The following is a 25443-nucleotide window of genomic DNA, read 5'->3' as shown; positions in this document are numbered from 1 at the left end:
ATCGAATAGATGCAGGATAACTTGATCATAGAAATCTAATCATGAATAGACCGGCTGCAGATTTATTAGTTTTTTAATAAATTTACTATATTTCCGAAATAAGATAATCCATCTTCTATTATATGATTTATAAATTACAGTTTTTATATACTCCTATCAATAAATGGTGATTTTATCTAATAAAACGATACCTTTGTAAAGAAAAAAAATAATCCCAATTAATCCTAATGAATTAGGTTAAAAACATTAACACGAACAATGAAAAAGCACAAAACTTCTTTTTTACCATATTCATTACATAATTTATAAATCACAGTTTTTATATTTTTCCATCAATAAATATTAGTTTCATCTAACAAAATCACACCTTTGTAAAGAAAAAAATAATATTTCCAATTAATCCTAATGAATTAGGTTAAAAACTTCAACACAAAAACAATGAAAAAAAACACAAAACGTCCTTTCTACTATATTCTATAGTTAATATCAGTAATATCACACACTTTAATAAATAACCATCTTACATCAGGATACATCAAAAGAAGTATCACCAATGTTATTTTAAATAAAATTGGCAGTAGGAAGAGTAAAGCTATATAAAATCATAACACAATTTAATTTTTTATAAATAATTAAAAAAACTCCTTAAAATGAAACAAAATTTATTATTAATCGGACTCTCGATGTTTCCTTTATTAGCTTATAGCCAAGTAGGGATTAATACACCAACTCCTCAAAAAACACTGCATGTTAACGGTTCACTACAACTCACCAACGAACTGAACGTAGGCGGCGATGCTTCTACTACAGGAAATGCGGGTACTGTGGGACAGGTCTTAAAATCAAATGGTCCCGGCTTAGCACCTACATGGCAAACCCTGACAGGGGTTCCCAATGCTACCGGAACCGTTATTGCGGTCAACGGGCAGTTTGTGGTGGCTCAGGAAATAAATGTGCAGATGACAGGAGATTTTTTAAATAATTCTCTGTCAACTGTAAATCCTATCGGAAACCTCAACAATGAAATTATAGACAATGAAAATTTATATACAGGTACAGGAACAGCCAATTCATTTAAAGTATCAACTGATGGAACCTATGCGATAACTATGAATACACAACTTATTACTACATTGGGAACAAGTCCTGTTGTAGGAATATGGGATAACACCAATAATAGGTGGGTTGCACGTGTTAATGATATTTTTACAGCTCCCACTGGAAGTCCGCAGACCTATACCCTGATTACTTCTATCCCGATGTTAGCTGCCAATACGCATTCATTTAGGGTATTCAATACAGAGAATACAACTGTTCGAGCTTTCAGTTCAGGTGGTACAGGCTCTGGGCCTATAACTCAGATGTCTTTGAAAAGACTAAAATAAATAATAATATTAAACAATCTTCTCGTAAAGGGCGAACCATCTGGTTTGCCTTTTATTTTTAACCTGTATTTATAGTAAAGAGGTTTTAATCTGCACCAGGGAAATCATACGTTTTCGTTTGATGGTCTGTTCCATCAATGTTAATATTTAAAGCAAGGTAAATAAAGTGTAAATTTTTATTTCCCTTCGCTTCAAATTCGCGTTGCCAAAGATATCCGCTTACAATTCCGAAATAATCATCAATCTGATAGCCGAAACCGCCATATACTCTATTTCTGGCGAAACTAGGCTTCATAGGGGTTACAAAGAAAATTTCATCATAGGCATTGGCAAATACAGTTCCTTTCTTGATGGTTTTGGCATTTAAAGGGACACTTACATTAAGACGGTAACGGTAACGCATTCTTTGGGAAGTCTGATTTGTTTGGGGTTCATAAAACCAGCTCTTCTCAACACGGAAACGGTTTTCAAATTTTACAATTCCTTTTTTCAGATCAATGACATCCTGAAGCCATACTCTGAACTCTTCCCTGCTTAAGCTGTGATCTTTATAATTTACATATCTTCCTAGTCCTACAAAAGGTTTGTGATTTTTGGTAAGATTATACCCCAACCCTCCTTTTATCTCATAATAATCGGGATAGGTATAATCTTCGTTACCACGCATCTGCCCTTCCGCATAGAGGAAAAACTTTGGATGAAACTTATAGGTTAGAGTCACTGCATTGAAGCTGGAAACATGTTCCTGTGCTTTGAAAAAAGAAATCGCAAGTACTAAGCCTAAACCTAAAAAACGCTTCATAAAAAATTTTTGCAAATGTAATTTATTTAACAATTTGTTAATATTAACTTTTATTCATATCAGATTAACATCTACTTAATATTAATATTGTAAGAAAAACCAATATGGAACCACCTTTGCGGCATTTCTACTCCAAACGCTTCCGTATATTTTGTATTGGCGATATTATTAATTAAAATATACACAGCATAGTCTTTTTTGGCAAAACTTATTTTCTCGTCCAGAAGATTATAAGTACCCAGATTTACTCTTTCATTATATCGGTACACCAACTCATTGGTAAAGCTTTTCAGGAATTTTGTTTCCAGTTTTGCAACCACCTGATGCTTCAGATTATCCAGAATATATCTTGAAACCAAACCATTTGTTTCCTTGTAATTGCTGTTGATATAAGTATATCCAACAGAATACCTTAGCCAGTCAGTTAATCTCTGGTTCACTTCAGCTTCTATTCCTTTTGTTTTGATTTCACCAACATTCTGAGCATACCAGACAAGGTCATTGGGATTGTTTTTTATCCAATCTATTGAATTATCAGAGTTTCTCATAAAACCACTGATTTTAGCCAAAATTTTACTGTTTTGGTATTGATATCCGATTTCAGATGAAATAGCATTTTCAGGTAATAATGCAGGATTTCCCTGTTCAGTCTTACTGATATAATACAGATCGGTGAAAGTAGGAACACGATGTACTTTTGCGATATTTCCATACACCTTACTGTTAGGCGTAAAGTTATATCCTACATCCAGTCCCGGATAGAAAAAATTTCCTTCTTTTGAATAATTAGCCCAAGAAATTCCTGGACTGATGTTCAGTTTTTTATCCAGTAATGAAAAATGATGCTCAAAGAAAATCTGAGACACAAAACGGTTTCTATTTCCAAGATTACTGCTTACCAAAAGCTCTTTTCTCAATTCAACACCGACTCCTGTGGTTCCTAATCCCCATTGATAACTGGAATTCACTTCTCCTCCAACATTATTTCCAATGTGCATATTTCGGTAAATGGAAGGATTTTGACGGTTAAAAAGGTACATATCCTGCCCTCTTCTCCAATAGACATTAGAATTTAATCTAAGCTTTCCAAAAGTCTGCTGGTGGGCAACACTTACAATAGATGCCTGAGTTTCCTCATATTGCTCGGTAGCAGCTTTGGATGAGTAAAATCCATTCGCTCCAAACTTTTTTTCAGAAAAACCTGCCTGCAATTTCAAGTCACCGTTTTTTATATTCAGTTTTCCCTGATAGAAAGCATTCCTGATCTCATAATCAGTATTATACATATACCCTTCCGAAGATGCAGAATTGGCCTGAAGTGAATTGGAAAACTTTTCGTTACCCACCTGAGCATTCAATCCTAATCCATAAGAACCGTAATCTCCACCTTCAGCACTGATCTTCACTCTTTTTCCCGGTGTTGTTTTGGTGATAATATTAATAACTCCAGCATAAGCATTCTGCCCGAAACGTCTTGCTGCAGGACCTTTTATAATTTCAATCTTTTCTACATCCTGCAGATCAACCGGAATATTCATATTGTTATGCCCGGTTTGAGAATCATTCATTCTGATCCCATTCAGCAACAGCAATACCTGCTCAAAAGAGCTTCCACGAAAACCGATATCACTCTGAACTCCATTCGCACCTCTCCTTCTGATATCCATACCCGGAACCTGCTGAAGAATCTCATCAATACTTTTTGCCGGAGAATTGGTAATTTCTTCTTTGGTGATTACTGTAATATTCTGATTGGCACTTTTATAAGGTGTAGAGATGAATTTACCCTGAAATTCAACGCTTTCAATATCCGTTGTCTTTTCCTGTGCATTTACCCAAAGTAAAGATCCCAGAAAAAAAGCGCTTCCTATCTTTTTGATCATAATCGTTTTCGTAGTTTTTTATAACAGGGTTCAAAAGTAAGAGAGTTCGCCAAGACAGGCAAATGATACTTGTCATAAAACAGAGTCCATCCTTTTCAGAATAATAGGTAATTAAAAAAAATAAAAGAAGCTGTTTCAAAAAAACAGCTTCTTGTGTGAGGGAGTAATTATTATCTTTTTCTCATTAAATGCGTAACTAAGTCTCTGAATAATTTTATCATTTCTCTATTACAAATTTATGAGTACAATTTTAGCATATTTTAAAACACAAAACAATACCTAAATGAAAAAACACAACACATTCTTAAAAATAGTCTAAACAACTGTAAAACAGCAACAAAAACAAGTGTAAATCCAAAAAAAATATTCAAATACAGTATTTTACAAAGCGAATAATTCCACTTTATGCTTCTGATGTAACGTTTACAATAATAATTTTTAAACAATAAGATAAGCGTAAAATTTTCACTAAAATTTCGTAATTTTGTGGGTCTTAATTTGACAATGAAAAGATCCTTTTTTCTACCAGATTTTAAACAGCTTTTTGAAAAATAGCGATTGAGATCATAACAGATTTAAAAGGGTATTGATACGGTCAATTGAGGACGAACTGCCAGGAATATTCCATGGCAAAACACCATTGCTGACGGATAGATCATACTACTCTTCAGCCACTTTTATGAATAAACAAAATATGGCTAACACGACAGAAATTGATATAAAAAAGCAGATTTTCGTTAAGAATGCACATCTTAATAATCTGAAACATATAGACGTCCTGATTCCTAAAAACAAATTGATTGTGATTACAGGAGTGTCAGGAAGTGGTAAATCATCACTGGCTTTTGATACCATCTATGCAGAAGGACAAAGAAGATATGTGGAGAGTTTAAGCTCTTACGCACGTCAGTTCCTGGGTAAGCTTGAAAAACCTAAAGTAGACGATATTAAAGGACTGGCTCCTTCAATTGCCATTCAGCAGAAAGTAATCTCTTCCAATCCAAGATCTACTGTAGGGACCTCTACTGAGATCTACGATTACATGAAACTGTTATTTGCCAGAATTGGGAAAACATTTTCACCAGTGTCGGGAGAGGAAGTGAAAAAAGATTCTGTTTCTGATGTAGTAGATTTCATTAAAGCATCAAAAAAAGATACCTCGTTCCTACTGACTGCTCCTTTGGAATACAGTGTGGATAATTTCAACGAGACATTAAATGTTTTAAAACTGGCAGGTTTCACAAGGCTTGAGATCAATGGAAATGTAGCTGGAATTGAAGATTTGGAAAGTTTCAGCTTTGTTCCGGAAAAAGGAATGACGATCAACCTTGTCATAGACCGTTTCGCCTATGAAGAAGATGAAAGTTTCCTTCAGCGATTGGCAGATTCTATTCAGATGGCATTTTATGAAGGAAGAGGACACTGCTCATTAAAAAATACGGATACCGGCAAAATAAAAGAATTCTCCAATAAGTTTGAACTGGACGGAATGGAATTCTTAGAACCCAATGTTCACTTTTTCAGTTTCAACAACCCTTACGGTGCCTGTCCGGCCTGTGAAGGATACGGAAAAGTAATAGGAATTGATGAAGATCTTGTCGTTCCCAACAAAACGTTGTCTATATACGAAGATGCCATTGTCTCCTGGAGAGGAGAAACCATGAGCGAGTGGAAAAAAGATTTCATTAAAAAAGCAGGAGACTTCCCTATCCATAAACCTTATCATCAGCTTACAAAAGAACAGAAAAACTTCCTTTGGAAAGGCGATGGGAAAAGTACATTCCCTTCCATCAATAATTTCTTCAAAATGCTTGAAGAAAACCTTTATAAAATCCAGTATCGTGTGATGCTTTCCCGCTACAGAGGAAAAACGCTCTGCCCTACCTGCGAAGGATTAAGACTTCGTGAAGAGACAAGCTGGGTAAAAGTAGACGGACACAATATCCAGTCTATGATTGAGCTTCCTTTGGATGAGCTGGAACCACTAATTAATGGATTAGAACTTTCTGAGCACGACAAGGAAGTTGCCAAAAGACTATTATACGAAATCACAACCCGACTGGAATTTTTATTGAAAGTAGGTTTGGGATATTTAACCCTGAACAGAACATCCAATACTTTATCAGGAGGTGAAAGCCAGAGAATCAACCTTGCGACCAGCCTGGGAAGTTCTTTAGTAGGTTCTATTTATATTCTGGATGAACCTTCCATCGGTCTTCATTCCAAAGACACCGAAAACCTGATCGACGTATTGAAAAACCTTAGAGATCTTGGTAATACTGTGATCGTTGTAGAACACGACGAAGATGTGATGCGTGCAGCCGATTATATTATTGATATCGGTCCGGAAGCGGGTTATCTTGGAGGTGAATTAGTATTTGCCGGAGATTATAAAGACCTGAAAAAAGCCAATACTCTTACTTCAGAATACCTTACCGGAAGACTGGAAATCAAGGTTCCTGAAAAACGAAGAAAAGCAAAAGAATGGATCCATATTAAAGGGGCCCGCCAAAACAACCTGAAGAACATTGACGTAGATGTTCCTCTGGAAAATCTGGTGGTTATTTCAGGAGTTTCAGGAAGTGGAAAATCTACCCTGATGAAAGAAATCCTGACCAATGATATTCAGATTCAATTAGGAATGGGCGGTAAAAAAGGAGAGTATGATTCCGTAGAATTTCCAAAGAAACTGATCAAAAATATAGAACTTATCGACCAGAATCCGATTGGAAAGTCTTCCCGTTCCAACCCGGTTACCTATCTGAAAGCTTATGACGACATCCGGGACCTTTTTGCCAAGCAGAAAGTAGCGAAAATGATGGGATACAAGCCCAAACATTTCTCCTTCAACGTAGATGGCGGAAGATGTGACGAGTGTAAAGGAGAAGGGGTCATCAATGTTTCGATGCAGTTCATGGCAGATATTGAACTGGAGTGTGAAGTGTGTAAAGGCACACGTTTCAAAAACGAAATCCTTGAAGTAAAATTTGACGAGAAAAACATCTCCGATATCCTTCATATGACAGTAGATGAAGCGTTGGAATTCTTTAAAGACAATAATGAAGAAAAGATTGTAACCAAGCTAAAACCATTACAGGAAGTTGGATTGGGCTATCTGCAGCTGGGACAAAGCTCTTCTACGCTTTCCGGAGGAGAAGCACAACGTGTAAAGCTGGCTTCATTCCTTGTAAAAGGCGTAACGACAGACAAAACATTATTCATTTTTGATGAGCCTTCTACAGGTCTTCATTTTCATGATATTCAAAAACTGTTAAAATCGTTACAGGCCTTAATAGATCTTGGACATTCTGTCATTGTTATTGAGCATCAGCCAGATATCATCAAATGTGCCGATTACATCATCGATATTGGCCCGGAAGCAGGAAAACACGGTGGAGAAGTTGTTTTCGCCGGAACTCCTGAAGACTTAATAAAAAATAAAAAGTCTTACACTGCAAAATATATTAAAGAAAAACTTGAGCAATAAATAAAAACGACTGTATCAGATACAGTCGTTTTTTTATGAATTATTATTTTTTCACTAAATTCACTTACCTGAGTACCCATTTTAAGACTTAAAAGGTATTAGATGGCAGGATTTTTGAACGTTTCAGTACGTTTTATTATCACTATTTTATCAATTCAAAACTATTCTTATGCCTTGGAATCCAGAATTATATGATCAGTACAAAGATGTACGTTACAAACCTTTTTACGATTTAGCCGCACTTATTAAGCCTGAAAACAATATCAAAGCCATTGATTTAGGTTGTGGTACCGGAGAACAAGCCTCCATTTTAGCAGAAAAACTTCCGGGATCTTCATTTCTGGGAATTGATTCATCTGCGGAGATGCTCGAAAAATCAAAAAAATATGAAAATGAGCATACCCATTTCAAGCTTCAGACGATTGAAGAAGCGGCCACCTCGGGACAAAAATGGGATCTGGTTTTCAGTAATGCCGCTTTGCAGTGGGCAGATGATCATGAAAAATTATTTCCTCAAATCATCAATTTATTGTCGGATAAAGGTCAGCTGGCTATCCAAATGCCTGTTCAGAATGAAAATATCCTGAACCAGATTCTTATGCAAATGATTGATGAAGAACCTTATGTATCCTATTTAAACAATTTCAAACGCGATTCACCTGTTCTTTCTATGGATGATTATGCACAGATTCTGTTTGATAACGGCGTTCAGGATATTGAGATTTTCCAAAAGGTATATCCTATTATTGCGAAAGATCCTGAAGCTTTGTATGCTTTTATTTCAGGAACAGCACTTCTGCCCTATCTTGAACAATTGGAGGGAGAACAGAAAGAGAAATTCATTACAGATTTTAAAACCAGAATAGCTCAAAGATTTACAAAGTATCCTGCCATTTATGCCTTTAAGCGTATATTGATCTACGGACGCAAACAATAAGCTATATTTCTACAACATAAAAGCGGTCTCTTTTCTCTGTAAAACAAATATAGGAGACCGCCTTTTAATGAAGTACTATATCATTTTTAATGTATCAGGTTATACAGAAAAGGACTTTTTCCAATATATTCACGATCTTCAATCTGTGAAATCAGAAATCCGGCAAGATCTGTTGCGCTGATACTTTCACCTTTGCAATCGGTTAAATTGGCTTCGGTTACAAAACTTTCATCCGTCTGCTGAATGAGTGGTAATCTTACCAAAGTCCAATGCAGGTTACTTTTTGATAACAGCTCATATTCTGTCTGCTTATCTTCCGTTGTTTCAGGATAGTTTTTGTACATCCAATCGGTTGCCATTTTTACACCGTCATTTTTATGATCAAAGGGAGTATCTACATTTAAACCGGTGGTTACAATATATCTCTTGATTCCATAATGGTTCATCGCCTGAATGATATTGCTGGCAGCATCACTAAAGATAGTCTTCTCTCCTTTTGGCTGCCCCAATGTACTGATCACAGTATCACATTGACTGATTAGCGAATATACAGCGTTTTCATCCCTTACATCACCTTTCACCACTTCTATTAAAGGATTTTGAAGGGTAAAAAGTTCCGGATTCCTTACTAATACTTTTAATTTATATTGTTTCTGAAGAAGTTTCTGAACCAAGTATTTCCCTGATTTTCCGGTTCCGCCAATAACGGCTATTGTATGTGTTTTCATAATGATTTTGTTTTAGATAGAATTCAGCACAAAAATCAGTATCAATGCATTTAACTGATTAGCTCTTCCTAATCATCTTTACATTTCAGTATTTGTACAGAATTCGATGCTCTGCGAAATGCAATCATAATATTACAATTGATCTGCTTTCGGTGTGAGCGTTGATTAAAAATTATAAGAAATTAGGCCCAGAAACTGAGCTTTATATTTTCAGGTTTTAGAAAGTACCTGACACGGGGTAATATGTATTATACAATTTTAATGACATAAAGCTACTACTTTTTTAATAAATACTTACAATTCATGTTTATAACTTTATTCTAAGGTAAAGAATCTTTATCTTAGAAAAGTAAAAACTACCTAACCGACTTCCTTTATGAAATACAGTAAAGTTCTCCTCCTCTTTCCTATTCTCTTGTTTTTAATCAATTGTTCCGTAAAGAAAAATGCGAACAGTTCCAGTGAATATAAAGTAAAATCAGACACTTTAACATTATATGATCAGAGCAGAAACAGAAAAATCCCGGTTGCTTTTTATCTTCCTGAAAGCAAAACGGCAATTGTTCAGCAAAAGATCATTATTTTCAATCATGGCTATGGTTTTAACAAAGGTGGTGATTATCTGGTGTATTCCTATTTAACCAAAAAACTGGCTTCCAAAGGATATTTCACTGTAAGCATTCAACATGAACTGCCTACGGATAGTTTTTTACCAACAGAAGGAAAGCCACAGGTAGTAAGAAGACCTTCCTGGCAAAATGGTTCCGATAATATTCTATTTGTTTTACAAGAGCTTAAAAAGATTAAACCTCATCTCGATTATAAGCACATGACTTTAATAGGTCACTCTAATGGAGGTGATATGGTCGCTCTATTCGCCAATCAGCACCCTAATCTGGTTGATAAAATCATTACCTTGGATAACCGCCGAATGTTTCTTCCGAGAACTTCCATTCCTAAAGTTTATACCCTTCGTTCTAATGATTATCCGGCTGATGAAGGTGTTTTACCTACGGAAGAAGAACAGAAAAAGTATTCTATGACAGTACAGCCTACTTCCATTAACCATGGTAATATGGATGATAAAGGCAGTAATGAGGAGAAAAAAACACTTTGCGACTTTGTTTTAAAATACCTTGAACAATAATTTTGTCTATTAGCATGGAATTTCCTAATTTTTACTAAAAGAATTATTTAAAATGTTAATCCTTCTAAAGCATTCCTAAAGTTTGTTAAGAGGACAATCCTTTTTAAACCACTTCCTTTATTTTAGCGTTAAATTAATAATCAATGACGAAATTAAACTATGCTGTAATCGGAGTACTTTTTTTCTGTTCTGTAAATGCACAGATTCAAAATTCAGGTTTTGAAAGCATGACGGATGGTCTTCCCAATAACTGGAATATAAAAAAGGTAGATTTATATGAAGGAAAAATAGATTATTCACAGAAATTTACCGGAAAATCTTCTATACAATTAGTTGGAAAGCCTACCGATACCAAAACATTTCAATCTTTTTCTCAAAAAGTTCCTCTCGATATCCAGGAATTACAAAAAATAGAGATTAGCGCTTATGTAAAATCGGAAAATACTACAGGTAGGATTAATTTATGGACCCAGGTAAAGGATCAAAATGATGAGATGATTGATTTCGGAAATTCAGATTCTCAGCAAAAACCTATTGTATTGAATAATGGCTGGACAAAATATTCGTTAACCTTCAACGTCGATAAAAATGTTAAAAGTCTGCTTCTTGGAGGAGTATTAAACGGAAATGGAACAGTCTGGTTCGATGATTTTGAAATAAAGAAAATTGCATTTTCAAAAGAAGAACCCTCAAAAGTATCAGCACAATATATTCAGGAATTTAAAGATATTGTGAGAAAGAATTCTATTTTTTCGTCAAAATTAAACTGGTCCACTATGGACACCAATCTGGATCATCTTTCGAAAGGAATGAAAACTATTGAAGACACAGATCCTGCTTTAAATTATATCATACAAAATTTAAGACAGGCTGGTGACAATCATTCTTTCATTGACGGAAAGGAACGTACTCAAAAACAAAAAATTGCCAATGCGAATGATGCAAAACCCGATTCCAGACTGATAGATCAGAATATTGGTTACATTTCAGTTCCAGGTTTTGCTTCTATAAATACCGAAGTAGGAGATCATTTTGCCTTAGAAATCCACAATATGATCAAAAAGCTGGATTCTGAGAATACCATTAAAGGCTGGATTGTAGATCTCAGGACGAATACCGGAGGCAATATGTATCCTATGATAGGAGGACTTGGAAGCCTCATTGGAGAAGGAACATTAGGCTATTTTGTTGATAATGGCAAAAAAATGCCCTGGATATATAAAAACAGAAAATTTGGCTCCTGTAAAATTAAAGAACCTTATGAACTTAAAAGTACACAATCGAAGATAGCCGTATTAATAGGTCCCAGAACCGCAAGTTCCGGAGAAGCAACCACTATTGCCTTCATTGGTAAGACCAACGTAAAACTCATTGGTCAACCCTCGGCAGGATATACTTCAGCCAATCAGGTTTATTCGTTAAGTGATGGCAAAAGCCTTGCTTTGGCTACTTCTTATGAAATGGATAGGAACGGAAAAGTGTATTACAGCAAGATAGATCCCGATATTAAGGTTGATTCTCAAGAAGGTAAGGATATGGACATTGAGACGGCAAAAACATGGATTTTAAATTAACCAATAAGTTATCCACAAAAAAAAGTGGATAACTTGTGAATTTTAACATTAAATTCATATTTCGTATTAAAAATATTACTACATTTACTATGTAATAAAAATCGAAGTGGAAACTTTATTTGCTTTTCTTACTACTATTGAAATTGCAATTAAATTTGAAATAAAAATTTAAGCACAGCATTGTCGGCTGTGCTTTTTATTGTTGTCTAATTAAAAAAATGAGATGTTTTATCTACTGAATCTGCCCCTAAAGGGCAGATTCTTTTATTATTACAAATAAATAAACCACTATCAATCTACAAAATACAAAAAATAAAAACCCAAATTATGTTCACCAATCAAGTTATAGATTCTTAGTTATTGTGATGAAATAGTTGTACATTTATTCATAAAAAGGCTCCATAGTTCAATGGATAGAACAAAAGTTTCCTAAACTTTAGATTCAAGTTCGATTCTTGGTGGAGCTACAACTCTACTTTTAAATAAAGCATTTACAAAAACGCTCACCCATTTTCACTCCCAATTATTGGAAAAGGTCACTTCAAAAATTAAGATGCAAATTTATAAGTAATACTATAAGGTGTTTTTTACCCCTTTTACTTATAAATTTGCATCTAATACTATAAAAAATTATCTCTAAATAGTTTTTCGTCTAAAAACTTCTTAAATTTAAAATTGCCTGACTTTTAAGTGTACAGATCTTTTGAATAACCGCTTTTCAATATCTGCATATTGCCTCCTTTAAAGCTAATCTAATGTATCAGCAAGAGGAAAATCAACAGGAATTTTGGTAAGCGCAAACGCATAGTTGGTAAAGGTTCTTAAAATAACCAATCCTACCAATTCCATAAGGGCAGAGTTATCAAATCCTGCAGCAAAAAAATTGTCTAATTTTTCAGGGGATGCATCTCCTTTTCGTTCTGAAATTGATTTAGCCAATTCAAGAACGGCATTCAATTTAGGATCTGTAACAGTTCCTTTTCTAAAATTCAGGGTATCTTCTTTTGAAATCCCTTTCATTCCCGCGATCATGGTATGAGCAGCCAGACAATAGTCGCAATGATTGGCTTCAGAAACAACCAGGTTGATCGCTTCTTTTTCCTGAGCGGTAAATACACTTTTACTCAGTTGCTCATCCAGACCTAATAATCCTTTTAAAGCATTGGATGAATACCCGATTGTGGCATACAAGTTGGGAACTTTGCCCATTCCTTTTTTAATTTGGTCAAAAATCAACTGAGAATCTTCGTTTACTTCTTCTCTTGATGGAACTTTAATAATGTTCATAGCGTAATTATTTAATGTTAAATGATATCATCCAATGTTTGGATTGTTTTACTATGGCAAAGTTATCCCGGAAAAGACCGCGATAAAATGTACAGAACCGGACATTACATGGACAATTGTGACATTTTAAAAGGTTTTTTCCTAAAAGAGATTCAATCCGCAGCATTTTTCCATCGTATGCTGTGTTTTACGACACTGAAACATCAAAAATTCAGGTCTGTTTTTGAAATGAAAATGCACGAATATCTCTTATTCGTGCATTCAGATTAATTATAATTTGATAACAATCTTCTTCATATGGTAAGCCTTTAAAAACAGAAGCTCTCCGTGTACTTTTGACATAGAGAACTTCCGTCGGCAATAGATTTTTAGTATTTAGCCTGGCCAATTTCCAGCTTGTTTATTTTCCCTTCTTTATTGAAATGAAATTTAAAATACGCTTTAAAGTCACCGTATTCATCGCTGTGAAATGCCCCATAAATAGAATTTCCCTGATCTTCTACTTTATCAATACTTACAAAGTTCTCAATAGTAATAGCATGGGTGGAGAATTCTTTAAGATCTCTGGGATTACCGTCATCCAACAATATGGCATCTTTTGAAAACAGAGAAGACCATTTTTCGATATCACTCGATTGAAAAGCATCAATAGCCTGTTTTACAGTAACATTTTTTATTTTTGAAGTATCCATATCCTTTATTTTTCTGTGTAGATGGCTCTGGTTTCGCTGTCCGCATGCATTGAAACTGAAGATCATCACAAGCATTATACTTAATATTTTAATCATACTGATCTCTTTAATTATTGATTAGCACCTCCATTGACCAATAAATGCTGCCCGTTGACAAATGAAGAAAGGTCGCTGGCAAAAAATTCTGCGATATTGGCAACATCTTCCACTTCTGCCAACCTTCCCATAGGACAACTTTCTATAAGTGATTTTCTAAGTTCAGGATAGCTGTTTTCCTCGGCAAAAATTCCGGAATGATCTACCGCAAAAGGAATAATAGTATTAACGGTTACTCCACGATGTCCAATTTCCTTTGATAATACGTCTACCAAATATCTTGGTGTTGTTTTACTTCCGCCATAAACGGCCATCCCCTGAACCGGAAATGCAGTTGTGCTTGAAGCAACATAGATGATACGTCCATGATCTTCCACCTGCAAAGCAGCCTGCTGCATCGTAAAATAAGCACCTTTGGTATTAATGGAAAACAATCTGTCGAATTGTTCTTCTGTGAATTCTGTAACAGGAGTTTCCACCATTTCAATACCGGCATTTGCCACTACAATATCTATTTTTCCGAATGCCTTCTTCGCTTCTTCGAAAAGATATTTAATCTCTGAAACTTTGCTTACATCCGCCTTTACGGAGATCACTTTCGCTCCCATAGATCTGATATTACTTTCTACCTCATCAGCAGAAGCTTTGTCACGTGAATAATTTAATACGATATCTGCACCTAAAGCAGCATAACGTTCTGCGATAGCTTTTCCCAAGCCTCTTCCTGAGCCTGTAATAATGGCTACTTTATTTTGTAATGAATTCATTGTTTTTGATTTTTTAAAATTAAAAAATGGTGTAATATTATATAAGTAAGATGGATTTTTATTGAACGGATGATTCCGGAACCTGTCTTTCATGTATTTTTTCGACCACAAAATTGTTAAGCCAAGCAAAAACAAATCCTGAAACGATAGGAATCAATAGTTGAATAACCGGAAGCGGTTCCAATGGCGGGTGAACTCCAAAAAGGATGATCAGACCCAGAAACCATGCGGGTATGTTGTTCAGTTTCTTTGTTCTTGCAAAATAAGCTAATGAACCAATGTACAGAAATACAGAAACCGGGAAGCCCAATTTTCCTATAGGCTGTTCCAAAAGTCCGGCTGTAATCTGTATAAGTATAGCCATACCCATTCCTAATACAATTTGTAGAAAAGCCCAAAGGGAGGTCTGCCACTTTTTGCCAAAAATATAAAAGCTGACCCACGCAACAAACATCACCCATGTAGGCCATTGCTGAGCAAAGGAAACACTTACTGCGATCGCACCGAAAAGTCCGAAAGCAAATGCAACTGGTAAAGTCTTCATAATATAATGTAAAGATTATTGACTTCCGTTATTACGCCATTGCTCCATTGGCCCCAATAGTCTGTCCACTGATCCACTTAGCCTCATCGGAAGCAAGTAAAACGACTACTCTGGCAATGTCTATAGGTTCTCCAAGACGATTGAAGGCATTTAAAGAAGCCATTCTGTCAATAAGTTCCTGAGGTTTACCTGCTGTAAAAAGCTCCGTATTGGTAGGGCCGGGAAGAATAGCATTCACATTAATTCCTCTTGCTCCCACTTCTTTGGCAAATATGCGGGTTAATTGTTCTACTGCAGCTTTACTCGCTACATACGTACCATACGTTGGCATCATCACTCTAGTGGTAGTGGAAGAGAAATTAATAATGCTACCATGATCTGAAAGTCTGGTTGCAGCTTCTCTTAAGGTATTAAATGTCCCTTTTACATTAATATCAAACTGGCGGGCAAAGTCTTCATCTGTAGTATCTTTGATCAGTTTGGTAATCATAATACCTGCATTGTTAACAAGAACATCAATTCTTCCATAATGATTGATAGCTTCGTCAAAAAGCTGCTTTACGGCATTGGTATTGCTCACATTTGCCTGTAGGGCAATAGCGTCTCCCCCATTGTTTTTTATAGAAGTTACTACTTCGTCTGCTGCATCCTTACGGCCTGCATAATTCACGATAATTTTTGCTCCCGCTGAAGCTAACTGTTGTGCTATTTCAGCGCCAATCCCTCTAGACGCTCCGGTCACAAGGATCACTTTGTCATTTAATGTGCTCATATTATTTTCTGTTTTTATCAATGTTTATTTGATAGAACAAAATTGGCACATTGCAACGCCTGAAGACGTACAAAAATTACAGCAGATGTTGCAAATTTCTAAGATTGCTTTCCGAAATACTGTTTTCGGTATTCAGCAGGGCTAATGGAGGTCTGTTTTTTGAAGTAATTACTGAAATGAGAGGTTTCAAGAAAGCCTAAGCGTGCGGCAATCTCTTTGATATTCAGATCTTCTTTCTGAAGCATCACTTTTGCCTCTGTTGTCGTTTTGTCGGCAATCCATGAACTGATTGTTTTCCCTGTTTTATTGCTGATGACGCTCGACAGATAATTAACGTGCAAAGCCTGCAAATCTGCATAATCCTGAACTCGAAGTTGGATATTCGTTCTTCCACTGATCAGGTCTCTGAAATGTTTTTCAATATTCAGTTTAAAGTTTTTGACAATCTGAGAGCTGCGGTTCCCTTCGTAAATTGGGTCATAATCCTGAAAGAAATATTCTTTAATCTTTAGCAGCAAAGCAATAGCAAGGGCTCCAATGATCTTGTTTTTATATAAGGAATGTCCTTTGTATTCTTTATAAATCAACCGATACAGTTCTTCGATCTGATGAAACTGCTGCGGATTCAGGACACGTGGTGACACCACTTCAGATAGCAAGAAAGAAAAATCCCGGTAAACATCATCGTGCACATATTCTTTCAGAAAACCTTCTCCAAAAGTAATCAGGCAGGTGTGTTCCAGCTTTTCCCATTCGAAGACCCGGTAGTTTCCTGGGTTAGTAAAATATACTGTATCTGAAGTTACTTCAAATCTCTGATCATCAATCGTATAATGTCCAAAAGCATTTTTTATGAATAAAAAGCTGAAATAATTGGGACGAAACGGTTCTGACCGGAATGGCAAATCTCTGAATGTATCTTCCAGATAATGAATCGTAAAACCGGATTCTTCCTCAAGATAATCTATAGGAAGCCCCAATTGCTGATACAATTCACGCAAAGTACGAACATTTAGATTATCATAAGCCATACACTAATTTTTGGGTAAATTTAAAAAATTTAATTACGGTTTTCAGCTATTATTTTGTAGTTGAAAGGGAACTGATTTAAAAAAAAATTAAATTATCATAATAAATACGGCTATTTTTTGAGAGATCATCGTATTTTTTTAACACTTTTTTAATCTTTATGGGTTGCAATCGTTTTAAAGTTTGGTTACCTTTGTTATCGGAATGCGAAAAAGGTTTTATCAATATTTATACAGCTTACTGTTTGCTTTACTCACCGTTCTAGGTTGGTATTATGGACAGCTTCAACAGTATATTTCAACAGATACTCCTTCAGACTTTTGTTTTTCTACGGATATTCTTATTCACGAGAAGAAAAACATTGCCGATTCCTTTGCATTTATTAAAGATCATGAGACCAATGATTCTTATAATGTAATCCACCCACGTTACAACAAGATCAGAGCGAATCTTTCTGAAAACGATACAGAAAATGATGACAATGTAGAAACCTCAGCCTCTCCAGAGCTTCTGGCTTTGTTTAGAGAAGGTTTCTGGCATTTGATCTCAGACTTCGTCACTACATTTCACAACAGACAAATCGCTGTTTCACTGGCTCAATCTGAGCATTTAAAGCCTTTATATGATGATCTGTATATTCAGTACAGAGTCATCCGACTGTGATTTTTATTTTAATTTTTCCGAAAACTTTATATGCTTTCATTTTCTATTTTGAGAGCAGGTAACTCTATTTTTCAATTATAAATTATTATAAAAACATTATTATCATGGTCAAGAAAAGTCTCATGTATATAAACCTGTGCCTTATTTTCTTGGTTGTAGGCTGTCAATCTGAAAAAAAAGAAAAAACAGAATCGGCATCCTTCAACGTTACAAGTCCTCTAGTGAAAGACACATTAGTAAACAAAGACTACGTTGCACAAATTCGTTCTATTAATCATATTGAACTTCGTGCACAGGAAAAAGGATACATTCAGTCTATTTATGTAGATGAAGGACAATTTGTACAAAAAGGGCAACTGATGTTCAAAATCATGCCGAACCTTTATGAATCTGATGTAAACCGAGCCAAAGCTGAAGCAAAGTTCTCCGAAATTGAATATCAGAATACCAAAAATCTTTCCGATAAAGATATTGTAGCCCCTCAGGAAATGGCAATGGCCAAAGCGAAATATGAAAAAGCAAAAGCAGAGCTTTCTTCCATGAATACTCATTTAGGATTCACAGAAATTCGTGCTCCCTTCTCAGGAATTGTAGGAAAACTACACGTTCGAAAAGGAAGCCTTGTGGATGATGGAGAACTTGTTACGGAACTTTCCGACAACAGCAAAATGTGGGTTTATTTCAACGTTCCTGAAGCAGAATATCTGAATCAGATGGATGCCAAAAAAGACAATTCGCCAATGCACGTACGTCTAAGAATGGCTAATGATAAGGAATTCGCTCAGGATGGTATTGTACAGACAATAGAATCTGATTTCAACAATGAAACCGGAAATATCGCCTACAGAGCAACTTTCGCTAACCCAAAAGGTCTTTTGAGATATGGAGAAACAGGGAACATCGTTATTACATCCCCTTATGCCAATGCAATGATGATTCCTCAGAAGGCAACTTTTGAAGAGTTGGAAAAAAAATACGTTTATGTAATTGGTAAAGACAATAAAGTACACGCAAGAGAAATAAAAATTGCTGCAGAGTTACCACACATCTATGTTGTAGCCTCAGGTCTTGGAAAAGATGAAAGAATCCTTCTGGATGGTCTTCGTATGGTTCAGGAAAACCAAAAGATCAATTCGAAGTACCAGAAACCTGAAAAAGTGATGTCGAACCTGGATCTGTATGCAGAGTAACTAAAAGCAGCATTATGTTTAAAAAAGTAATACACCGACCGGTTTTCGCTATCGTGATATCGGTTGTCATCCTATTTTTAGGAGGTATCGCCATGAAGCAGCTCCCTACCGAGCAGTTTCCTAAAATTGCGCCTACAACAGTTGCCGTTTCTATTGCATATCCTGGTGCCAGTGCTGATGTATTGGTAAAATCTTCTTTGATTACCATTGAAAATGCCATAAATGGTGTTCAGGGAATGCGTTACATTACAACAGACGCAACCAGTGCTGGGGAAGCAACCGTAAACGTTGTTTTTGATCCCGGAACCGACCCCAATGAGGCGGTAGTTCTGGTAAAAACAAGGGTTGACCAGGTAATGCCACTGTTACCGGAACTTGTACAGAAAGAAGGAGTTGTTGTAAACCCTATTCAGCCAAGTATGCTGATGTACGTGAACCTTTACAGTACGAATAAAAGTATGGATGAAAAGTTCCTGTACAACTACTCTATGGTGAACATCATTCCTGAAATTAACCGTATTCACGGGATTGCCAAATCTCAGATCCTGGGTAGCCGAAGATATGCAATGCGTATATGGCTGAATCCTGACCGTATGCGTGCTTATGATATTTCTGTAGATGAAGTAATGAAAGCTATCGGTGAGCAAAGTATCATCGGACGTCCGGGAAGAATCGGGCAAAGTTCCGGAATTGCAGCACAGTCTCTAGAATATGTATTAACGTATAAAGGGCAGTACAACAAGCCGGAAGAATATGAGAATATTATCGTACGTTCCAATCCTGAAGGAGAAAATGTTAAACTGAAAGATATTGCAAAAGTAGAATTAGGAAGTGAATTCTTTGATATCTATTCAAACCTTGACGGGCATCCTTCCGCATCTATCGTATTAAAACAGAACTACGGAAGTAATGCCAATGATGTAATCAGAGATGTGAAAGCTAAACTTGCAGAAATGAAAGGAAACTTTCCTCCGGGAGTTGATTATAAGATCAGTTATGACGTTTCCCAATTCCTGGATGCATCTATTGAACAGGTAATGCATACTTTGAGAGATGCCTTTATCCTTGTGGCTATTGTAGTGTTTATCTTCCTTGGTGACTGGCGCTCTACCCTTATTCCAATTATTGCAGTACCGGTATCACTGATTGGTACCTTCTTCGTAATTCAGTTTTTTGGACTGACCATCAACCTTGTTACCCTTTTTGCCTTAGTATTGGCCATCGGAATTGTGGTAGATAACGCGATTGTGGTAATTGAAGCTGTTCACGCCAAGATGGAGGAAAGCAATATTTCTCCTTATAGAGCAGTGAAAGAAGTAATGGGTGAAATTGCAGGCGCTATTATTGCGATTACAGCCGTTATGGTAGCGGTATTTATTCCGATCTCATTCATGACAGGGCCTGTGGGAACTTTCTACCGTCAGTTTTCCATTACAATGGCAAGTTCTATTGTAATTTCTGCGGTTGTGGCTCTTACTTTAACACCGGTATTGGCAGCAATGTTGTTGAAAAACAATCACGGTAAGCCTAAAAAATCTAATATTTTCACAAAATCATTAGATGCCTTTAACAGCGGTTTCGATAAAGTAACAGGAAAATATGCATCATTCCTTAGAAAAATTGTTAGCAGAAAAGTAGTAACATGGGGAATCCTGATTGCTTTCTGTGCCGGAATTTTCGTTATTAATAAAGTACTTCCGGGTGGTTTTATCCCTAATGAAGACCAGGGAACTGTTTACGCCATTATTCAGACCCCTCCTGGATCCACCTTGGAACAAACCAACAAGGTTTCCAGAACTTTACAGAAAATAGCGATGGGTGTAGATGGTGTACAATCGGTATCATCACTGGCAGGTTATGAAATTATGACAGAAGGACGTGGTTCCAACGCCGGAACTTGTTTGATCAACCTTAAAAGCTGGAACGACCGTGATCATTCTGTAAAAGAAATCATGGAAGAACTTGAAGAAAAATCAAAAGACCTTGGAGCAACAATCGAGTTCTTTGAACCACCTGCAGTGCCAGGTTTTGGATCTTCAGGAGGTTTCTCTATGAGATTGCTTGACCTTAACAGAACAACCAATTATCAGGATTTTGACAAGGTTAATAAAGATTTCATTGCCCAACTTAAAAAACGCAAAGAACTTACTGGAGTATTTACCTTCTTTGCGGCAAACTACCCTCAATACGAACTCGTTTTTGATAATAACGCCGCCATGCAGAAGGGAGTTTCTATCGGAAAAGCAATGGAGAATCTTAACATCCTGATCGGTAGTACCTACGAACAAGGGTTTATCCGCTTCGGACAGTTCTTTAAAGTATATGTACAATCGTCTCCGGAATTCAGAAGGCTTCCTACTGACATAATGAATCTATATGTAAAAAATGACCGTGACGAAATGGTGCCTTACTCTGCTTTCATGACCATGAAGAAAACCCAGGGACCTAACGAAATTACCCGTTACAACATGTACAATTCCGCAGCAATCCGTGGACTTCCGGCGGCAGGATATACTACTGCAGATGCTATTCAGGCTATTAACGAAACTGCTGCGAAAGCTTTACCACACGGATATAAAGTAGCTTGGGAAGGATTATCCTATGATGAAGCACAACGTGGTAATGAAGCAATTTATGTATTCTTAGTTGTTCTTGTCTTTGTATATCTTGTGTTGGCAGCACAATATGAAAGCTTCCTGATTCCATTTGCTGTACTTTGTTCATTGCCTGTTGGGGTATTTGGATCTTTCTTACTGTTAAAAGCAATGGGACTTGAAAATGATATCTATGCACAGGTAGGATTAATTATGATTATCGGATTACTGGGTAAAAACGCAGTACTAATCGTAGAATTTGCTGTGAAAAGACGCCAGGCAGGAGATTCCATCCTGGAAGCTGCTGTAGAAGGTTCCAAAGCCCGTTTCAGACCAATTCTTATGACTTCCTTTGCCTTCATTGCAGGACTGGTTCCGCTTGTTTTTGCAAGAGGTGCCGGAGCGATAGGAAATCACACCATTGGAGCATCCTCATTAGGAGGAATGTTAATAGGAACATTATTTGGGGTAATTGTAATTCCTGGTCTCTACTACATTTTTGCCAAATGGTCTGACGGTAAAAAAATGATCAAAGACGAAGATGAATCTCCACTAAGCGAAGACATGATCCATTATGAATAAAAGAAAAATATATCAATATGCAGGTCTGGCAGTGGTCTTATTAAGTCTTACTGCCTGTAAACCTATCGAAATAGAACAGCGAGCTGAAAATAAAACCGTTCCGGAAAAATTTGGTGCAGCAGAAAATGATACCACTAATACTGGAAAACTGAAATGGAATGAGTATTTCAGTGATCCCAATCTTCAGGCTTTAATCAATCAGGCACTTCAGAATAATCAGGAACTGAATATTGTTCTTCAGGAAATTGAAATGTCTAAAAACGAAATCAAGGCCCGAAAAGGAGAATATCTTCCTTCTGTAGGTTTAAAAGCCGGAACCGGAGTAGATAAGGTAAGCCGTTATACCAACATCGGAGCTATGGAGGCTAATACAGAGATTGAGCCAGGTAAAGAAATGCCAGATCCTATGTTTGATTTTGGTGTTGGTGTACAGGCAAAATGGGAAACAGATATCTGGGGAAAACTTCATAATGCTACCAAAGCACAGGCTCAGAGATATCTTGCCAGTATTGAAGGTAAAAACTTTATGGTTACTCATCTTATCTCAGAAATTGCCGATTCTTATTATGAGCTTCTGGCATTAGATAATGAACTGGTTATTTTAAATCAAAATATCAAGATTCAGAATAATGCTTTGGAAATCATTAAAGATCTGAAGAAAAATGCACGTTCCAACGAACTTGCTGTACAAAGATTTGAAGCTCAGGTTCTGAAAACCCAGGGAATGCAGTATGATATTCAGCAACAAATCGTTGAAACAGAAAACAAGATCAATTATCTGGTAGGAAGATTCCCTCAGACAGTAGAAAGAACAAAAGATTCTTTTGATTCTATTGTTCCACAGACGGTGTATGGAGGAATTCCTTCCGAGTTACTGGAAAACAGACCGGATATTAAGCAGGCTGAGTACGAACTTGCTGCTGCAAAACTGGACATTAAATCAGCAAAGGCCAGGTTCTACCCTTCTCTGGATCTGGGTGCAGGAGTTGGCCTACAGGCATTTAATCCTACGTATCTCATCAAACCTGAATCATTTCTGTTTTCTCTTGCAGGAGAACTTACAGCCCCTTTGATTAACAGGAGAGCGATAAAGGCCGCTTATAACAATGCCAATGCCAGACAGGTTCAGGCCGTATATCATTATGAACAGACTGTTTTGAGTGCTTACATTGAAGTAGTCAATCAGCTGTCTAAAATTCATAATCTTGAAAACAGTGTAGGAATTAAGACGAAGGAAGTAAATGCCTTAACAAAGTCTATTGATATTTCTAATGATCTGTTCAAGTATGCCCGTGCCGATTATATGGAAGTTCTTCTGACACAGCGCGACGCTCTGGAGTCTAAGTTTGAACTGGTAGAGAAAAAAGTAAATCAGCTTAAAGCAACTGTAGCCGTTTACAGAGCATTAGGTGGTGGCTGGGATCAGCAACAGCTCACTCCTCCCGATATTACTAAACAGTAAAAAGCCTTATATTTTTTCCAGACGAAGCTTGTCATTAATTTGATGAGCTTCGTTTTTTTATTAAAAACAACACTGATAACCAATATTTTAAATAAAAATCAAGTGAAATATTAAAAAATAAAAGAGAAAAAGTTTTGTTTTATGACCAATCGGTCATATATTTGCATTGTAATTCTTACAGTTATCATGGCAAAAGGTGAACAAACCAGACAATTTATTATAGAAAAAGCAGCTCCTATTTTTAATACAAAAGGAATTGCAGCTACTTCTATGAGTGATATTATGGAAGTAACCAAATTGTCTAAGGGAAGCATGTACGTGCATTTTGAAAACAAAGAAGTTCTTGCATGTGCCGCTGTGGATCATAACATGGGGATGCTGAACAGAAAACTTCAGGGAGCTTTAAGTCAGTGCAAAACATCCAAAGAGCAATTGTTCGCTTATATAGACTTTTTTAGCGATCCTACTCACCCACCGGTTACAGGAGGTTGTCCTTTACTGAATTTTGGGACCGAAGCAGATGATACGAATCCTGTAGTAAAAGAAAAAGTAAATTCAGGAATTAAACAAGGTCAGAAGTTACTTTCAGGGATTATTGAAAAAGGAATTGCCAACCAGGAATTCAAATCAGACTGGAAAGCTGGCGATTTTGCAACCATACTCTTCGCGATGCTTGAAGGCGGTCATCTAATGTCAAGAGTGGCCGGTAAGAACGATACCATGAAAATCATTAGTAATACTCTTAAAAATTTGATAGAGCAAAACAGCATATAATTTTTTTTCTCAAAAAAATGACCGATCGGTCATTTTAACCAGAAATTAATCACAATAATTTTAATCAAAAACAATCCATTTAAAAAAAACAAAAACAATGGCAAAGACAGTTTTAATTACAGGAGCGTCAAAAGGTTTCGGAAAAGCTTGGGCAGAAGCATTCTTAGCAAGAGGATATAAAGTAGCTGCAACAGCACGTAATGTAGAAACGCTCAACGATTTAAAGGATCAATACGGAGATTCTGTATTCACCTTAAAGCTTGATGTAGACAACAGAGAAGAGTCTCTGTCTGTAGTACAAAAAGTTCATGAGCATTTTGGCTCAATCGATATTCTGATCAATAATGCAGGATATGCTTTAATGGGTGCCATTGAAGAAAGTAACGAGCAGGAATCCAGAGCACAGTTCGAAACCAATTTCTTTGGAACTCTTTGGCTCACCCAGGCTGTACTTCCTATTATGAGAGCACAGAAAAGTGGTCATATTCTTCAGGTTTCATCTATTCTAGGATTGGCTACCTTACCTACAATGGGGCTTTACAATGCTTCAAAATTTGCGGTTGAAGGATTAAGCGAAACGTTAGCTACAGAAGTGAAACAGTTCGGAATCAACGTAACTTTAGTTGAACCCAATGGTTATGCATCCAACATCTGGCATACGGGAATCAGTACACAAAGTAACCCTGCTTATGATGGTATTAAAAAAGCATTCTCGGAATCTGAAACCTCTTTTGGTGAAGTGGAAGCTACAGTACCGGCAATCATAAAATTGGTTGAATCAGAAAACCCTCCGTTACGTTTATTACTTGGAAAAGTAGCGTTACCATTCGTAAAACAGAGCTATGAGCAACGTTTGAAAGTTTGGGAAGAATGGAATGATGTTTCTGTAGAAGCTCACGGATAATATTTCTAAAGGTGACCAGGCTACCTTCCGTTGATAACGGTTTTTCATAATTGTAAGATCCGCCGTCGTTTTATTCCAGGATATAAAATGATGGCGGATTTTGTATGGATATTCAATTAAAAATTTCCGACATTTGCATTTCAA

The 25443-nt window shown here is 36.4% G+C and carries 20 protein-coding genes and 1 tRNA gene; 12 read left to right on the top strand and 9 right to left on the bottom strand.

All coding sequences use genetic code 11. The features are described from left to right. Positions 1–650: 650 nt before the first annotated feature. Positions 651–1385: a hypothetical protein gene (locus ACQ76T_RS04960; RefSeq protein ID WP_431342228.1), complete on the top strand. Its 735-nt coding sequence runs from the start codon at positions 651–653 to the stop codon at positions 1383–1385. 85 nt (positions 1386–1470) lie between these two features. Here ACQ76T_RS04960 and ACQ76T_RS04955 read toward each other — a convergent pair whose 3' ends face one another. Both ACQ76T_RS04955 and ACQ76T_RS04950 read right to left on the bottom strand, forming a co-directional pair. Then, entirely contained in the window at positions 1471–2187 is a 717-nt protein-coding gene (locus tag ACQ76T_RS04955; protein ID WP_431342227.1) for a DUF2490 domain-containing protein, read from the bottom strand. A gap of 71 nt (positions 2188–2258) precedes the next feature. Beyond that, positions 2259–4070 (bottom strand): TonB-dependent receptor plug domain-containing protein, encoded by a 1812-nt coding sequence (locus ACQ76T_RS04950; RefSeq protein ID WP_431342226.1) that lies wholly within the window; start codon positions 4068–4070, stop codon positions 2259–2261. 694 nt (positions 4071–4764) lie between these two features. Between ACQ76T_RS04950 and uvrA the strand changes: the two genes are divergently transcribed. Together uvrA and ACQ76T_RS04940 are read left to right on the top strand one after the other, a co-directional pair. Next, positions 4765–7557 (top strand): excinuclease ABC subunit UvrA, encoded by a 2793-nt coding sequence (uvrA, locus tag ACQ76T_RS04945; RefSeq protein WP_431342225.1) that lies wholly within the window; start codon positions 4765–4767, stop codon positions 7555–7557. A gap of 169 nt (positions 7558–7726) precedes the next feature. Continuing rightward, positions 7727–8494 (top strand): methyltransferase domain-containing protein, encoded by a 768-nt coding sequence (locus ACQ76T_RS04940; protein ID WP_431342224.1) that lies wholly within the window; start codon positions 7727–7729, stop codon positions 8492–8494. Between the two features lie 86 nt (positions 8495–8580). Here the strand turns inward: ACQ76T_RS04940 and ACQ76T_RS04935 are convergent, their stop codons facing one another. Further along, the gene (locus ACQ76T_RS04935) at positions 8581–9222 is read right to left on the bottom strand and encodes an NAD(P)-dependent oxidoreductase (RefSeq protein WP_431342223.1); all 642 of its coding nucleotides are present in this window, start codon (positions 9220–9222) and stop codon (positions 8581–8583) included. A 376-nt stretch (positions 9223–9598) separates the two neighbouring features. Between ACQ76T_RS04935 and ACQ76T_RS04930 the strand changes: the two genes are divergently transcribed. The 3 genes from ACQ76T_RS04930 (at position 9599) to ACQ76T_RS04920 (ending at position 12410) form a co-directional block, all read left to right on the top strand. Beyond that, positions 9599–10369 (top strand): alpha/beta fold hydrolase, encoded by a 771-nt coding sequence (locus ACQ76T_RS04930; protein WP_431342222.1) that lies wholly within the window; start codon positions 9599–9601, stop codon positions 10367–10369. Positions 10370–10512: 143 nt separating this feature from the next. Beyond that, on the top strand, positions 10513–11943 hold the full coding sequence (locus tag ACQ76T_RS04925) for a S41 family peptidase (RefSeq protein ID WP_431342221.1): 1431 nt from the start codon (positions 10513–10515) through the stop codon (positions 11941–11943). A 395-nt stretch (positions 11944–12338) separates the two neighbouring features. Further along, positions 12339–12410: transfer RNA gene (locus tag ACQ76T_RS04920), tRNA-Arg, on the top strand. Between the two features lie 280 nt (positions 12411–12690). Here the strand turns inward: ACQ76T_RS04920 and ACQ76T_RS04915 are convergent. The 6 genes from ACQ76T_RS04915 to ACQ76T_RS04890 all read right to left on the bottom strand — a co-directional run bounded on the left by ACQ76T_RS04915 (position 12691) and on the right by ACQ76T_RS04890 (position 17132). Next, positions 12691–13230, bottom strand: coding sequence for a carboxymuconolactone decarboxylase family protein (locus tag ACQ76T_RS04915; protein ID WP_431342220.1), 540 nt, complete (start codon positions 13228–13230; stop codon positions 12691–12693). Positions 13231–13598: 368 nt separating this feature from the next. Beyond that, complete coding sequence (locus tag ACQ76T_RS04910; protein WP_431342219.1) at positions 13599–14018, bottom strand: hypothetical protein; 420 nt, start codon at positions 14016–14018, stop codon at positions 13599–13601. Positions 14019–14032: 14 nt separating this feature from the next. Beyond that, positions 14033–14785, bottom strand: coding sequence for an SDR family oxidoreductase (locus ACQ76T_RS04905; RefSeq protein ID WP_431342218.1), 753 nt, complete (start codon positions 14783–14785; stop codon positions 14033–14035). A gap of 58 nt (positions 14786–14843) precedes the next feature. Next, positions 14844–15329 carry a DUF1097 domain-containing protein gene (locus ACQ76T_RS04900; RefSeq protein ID WP_431342217.1) on the bottom strand — a complete coding sequence of 162 codons (486 nt, stop codon included), beginning with the start codon at positions 15327–15329 and terminating at the stop codon, positions 14844–14846. 31 nt (positions 15330–15360) lie between these two features. Then, a complete protein-coding gene (locus tag ACQ76T_RS04895; RefSeq protein ID WP_431342216.1) occupies positions 15361–16101 on the bottom strand; it encodes an SDR family oxidoreductase in 741 nt (246 codons plus the stop codon). 98 nt (positions 16102–16199) lie between these two features. Continuing rightward, entirely contained in the window at positions 16200–17132 is a 933-nt protein-coding gene (locus tag ACQ76T_RS04890) for a helix-turn-helix domain-containing protein (protein WP_431342215.1), read from the bottom strand. A 181-nt stretch (positions 17133–17313) separates the two neighbouring features. On the opposite strand from ACQ76T_RS04890, the gene ACQ76T_RS04885 reads away from it, so the two are divergent. The 6 genes from ACQ76T_RS04885 (at position 17314) to ACQ76T_RS04860 (ending at position 25299) form a co-directional block, all read left to right on the top strand. Continuing rightward, a complete protein-coding gene (locus ACQ76T_RS04885; protein WP_431342214.1) occupies positions 17314–17793 on the top strand; it encodes a hypothetical protein in 480 nt (159 codons plus the stop codon). 104 nt (positions 17794–17897) lie between these two features. Then, positions 17898–18983 carry an efflux RND transporter periplasmic adaptor subunit gene (locus ACQ76T_RS04880; RefSeq protein WP_431342213.1) on the top strand — a complete coding sequence of 362 codons (1086 nt, stop codon included), beginning with the start codon at positions 17898–17900 and terminating at the stop codon, positions 18981–18983. Between the two features lie 14 nt (positions 18984–18997). Next, positions 18998–22159, top strand: coding sequence for an efflux RND transporter permease subunit (locus ACQ76T_RS04875; RefSeq protein ID WP_431342212.1), 3162 nt, complete (start codon positions 18998–19000; stop codon positions 22157–22159). Beyond that, positions 22152–23621: a TolC family protein gene (locus ACQ76T_RS04870; protein ID WP_431342211.1), complete on the top strand. Its 1470-nt coding sequence runs from the start codon at positions 22152–22154 to the stop codon at positions 23619–23621. The genes ACQ76T_RS04875 and ACQ76T_RS04870 overlap by 8 nt, the downstream gene beginning before the upstream one ends. A 186-nt stretch (positions 23622–23807) precedes the next feature. Then, the gene (locus tag ACQ76T_RS04865; RefSeq protein ID WP_431342210.1) at positions 23808–24395 is read left to right on the top strand and encodes a TetR/AcrR family transcriptional regulator; all 588 of its coding nucleotides are present in this window, start codon (positions 23808–23810) and stop codon (positions 24393–24395) included. Between the two features lie 97 nt (positions 24396–24492). Then, positions 24493–25299, top strand: a complete 807-nt coding sequence (locus tag ACQ76T_RS04860) for an SDR family NAD(P)-dependent oxidoreductase (protein WP_431342209.1) — start codon at positions 24493–24495, stop codon at positions 25297–25299. Positions 25300–25443: the final 144 nt, after the last annotated feature.

Source organism: Chryseobacterium sp. JK1, from assembly GCF_050632815.1.
Taxonomy (GTDB): domain Bacteria; phylum Bacteroidota; class Bacteroidia; order Flavobacteriales; family Weeksellaceae; genus Chryseobacterium.
Note: the sequence above shows the minus strand (reverse complement) of the source record. Positions and strands in the feature narration are given on the sequence as shown.

Bases quoted from the DNA above. Each gene is read 5' to 3' on its own strand.
- ACQ76T_RS04960 (WP_431342228.1), top strand. From the start codon at position 651: ATGAAACAAAATTTATTATTAATCGGACTCTCGATGTTTCCTTTATTA.
- ACQ76T_RS04955 (WP_431342227.1), bottom strand. From the start codon at position 2,187: ATGAAGCGTTTTTTAGGTTTAGGCTTAGTACTTGCGATTTCTTTTTTC.
- ACQ76T_RS04950 (WP_431342226.1), bottom strand. From the start codon at position 4,070: ATGATCAAAAAGATAGGAAGCGCTTTTTTTCTGGGATCTTTACTTTGG.
- uvrA (WP_431342225.1), top strand. From the start codon at position 4,765: ATGGCTAACACGACAGAAATTGATATAAAAAAGCAGATTTTCGTTAAG.
- ACQ76T_RS04940 (WP_431342224.1), top strand. From the start codon at position 7,727: ATGCCTTGGAATCCAGAATTATATGATCAGTACAAAGATGTACGTTAC.
- ACQ76T_RS04935 (WP_431342223.1), bottom strand. From the start codon at position 9,222: ATGAAAACACATACAATAGCCGTTATTGGCGGAACCGGAAAATCAGGG.
- ACQ76T_RS04930 (WP_431342222.1), top strand. From the start codon at position 9,599: ATGAAATACAGTAAAGTTCTCCTCCTCTTTCCTATTCTCTTGTTTTTA.
- ACQ76T_RS04925 (WP_431342221.1), top strand. From the start codon at position 10,513: ATGACGAAATTAAACTATGCTGTAATCGGAGTACTTTTTTTCTGTTCT.
- ACQ76T_RS04915 (WP_431342220.1), bottom strand. From the start codon at position 13,230: ATGAACATTATTAAAGTTCCATCAAGAGAAGAAGTAAACGAAGATTCT.
- ACQ76T_RS04910 (WP_431342219.1), bottom strand. From the start codon at position 14,018: ATGATTAAAATATTAAGTATAATGCTTGTGATGATCTTCAGTTTCAAT.
- ACQ76T_RS04905 (WP_431342218.1), bottom strand. From the start codon at position 14,785: ATGAATTCATTACAAAATAAAGTAGCCATTATTACAGGCTCAGGAAGA.
- ACQ76T_RS04900 (WP_431342217.1), bottom strand. From the start codon at position 15,329: ATGAAGACTTTACCAGTTGCATTTGCTTTCGGACTTTTCGGTGCGATC.
- ACQ76T_RS04895 (WP_431342216.1), bottom strand. From the start codon at position 16,101: ATGAGCACATTAAATGACAAAGTGATCCTTGTGACCGGAGCGTCTAGA.
- ACQ76T_RS04890 (WP_431342215.1), bottom strand. From the start codon at position 17,132: ATGGCTTATGATAATCTAAATGTTCGTACTTTGCGTGAATTGTATCAG.
- ACQ76T_RS04880 (WP_431342213.1), top strand. From the start codon at position 17,898: ATGGTCAAGAAAAGTCTCATGTATATAAACCTGTGCCTTATTTTCTTG.
- ACQ76T_RS04875 (WP_431342212.1), top strand. From the start codon at position 18,998: ATGTTTAAAAAAGTAATACACCGACCGGTTTTCGCTATCGTGATATCG.
- ACQ76T_RS04870 (WP_431342211.1), top strand. From the start codon at position 22,152: ATGAATAAAAGAAAAATATATCAATATGCAGGTCTGGCAGTGGTCTTA.
- ACQ76T_RS04865 (WP_431342210.1), top strand. From the start codon at position 23,808: ATGGCAAAAGGTGAACAAACCAGACAATTTATTATAGAAAAAGCAGCT.
- ACQ76T_RS04860 (WP_431342209.1), top strand. From the start codon at position 24,493: ATGGCAAAGACAGTTTTAATTACAGGAGCGTCAAAAGGTTTCGGAAAA.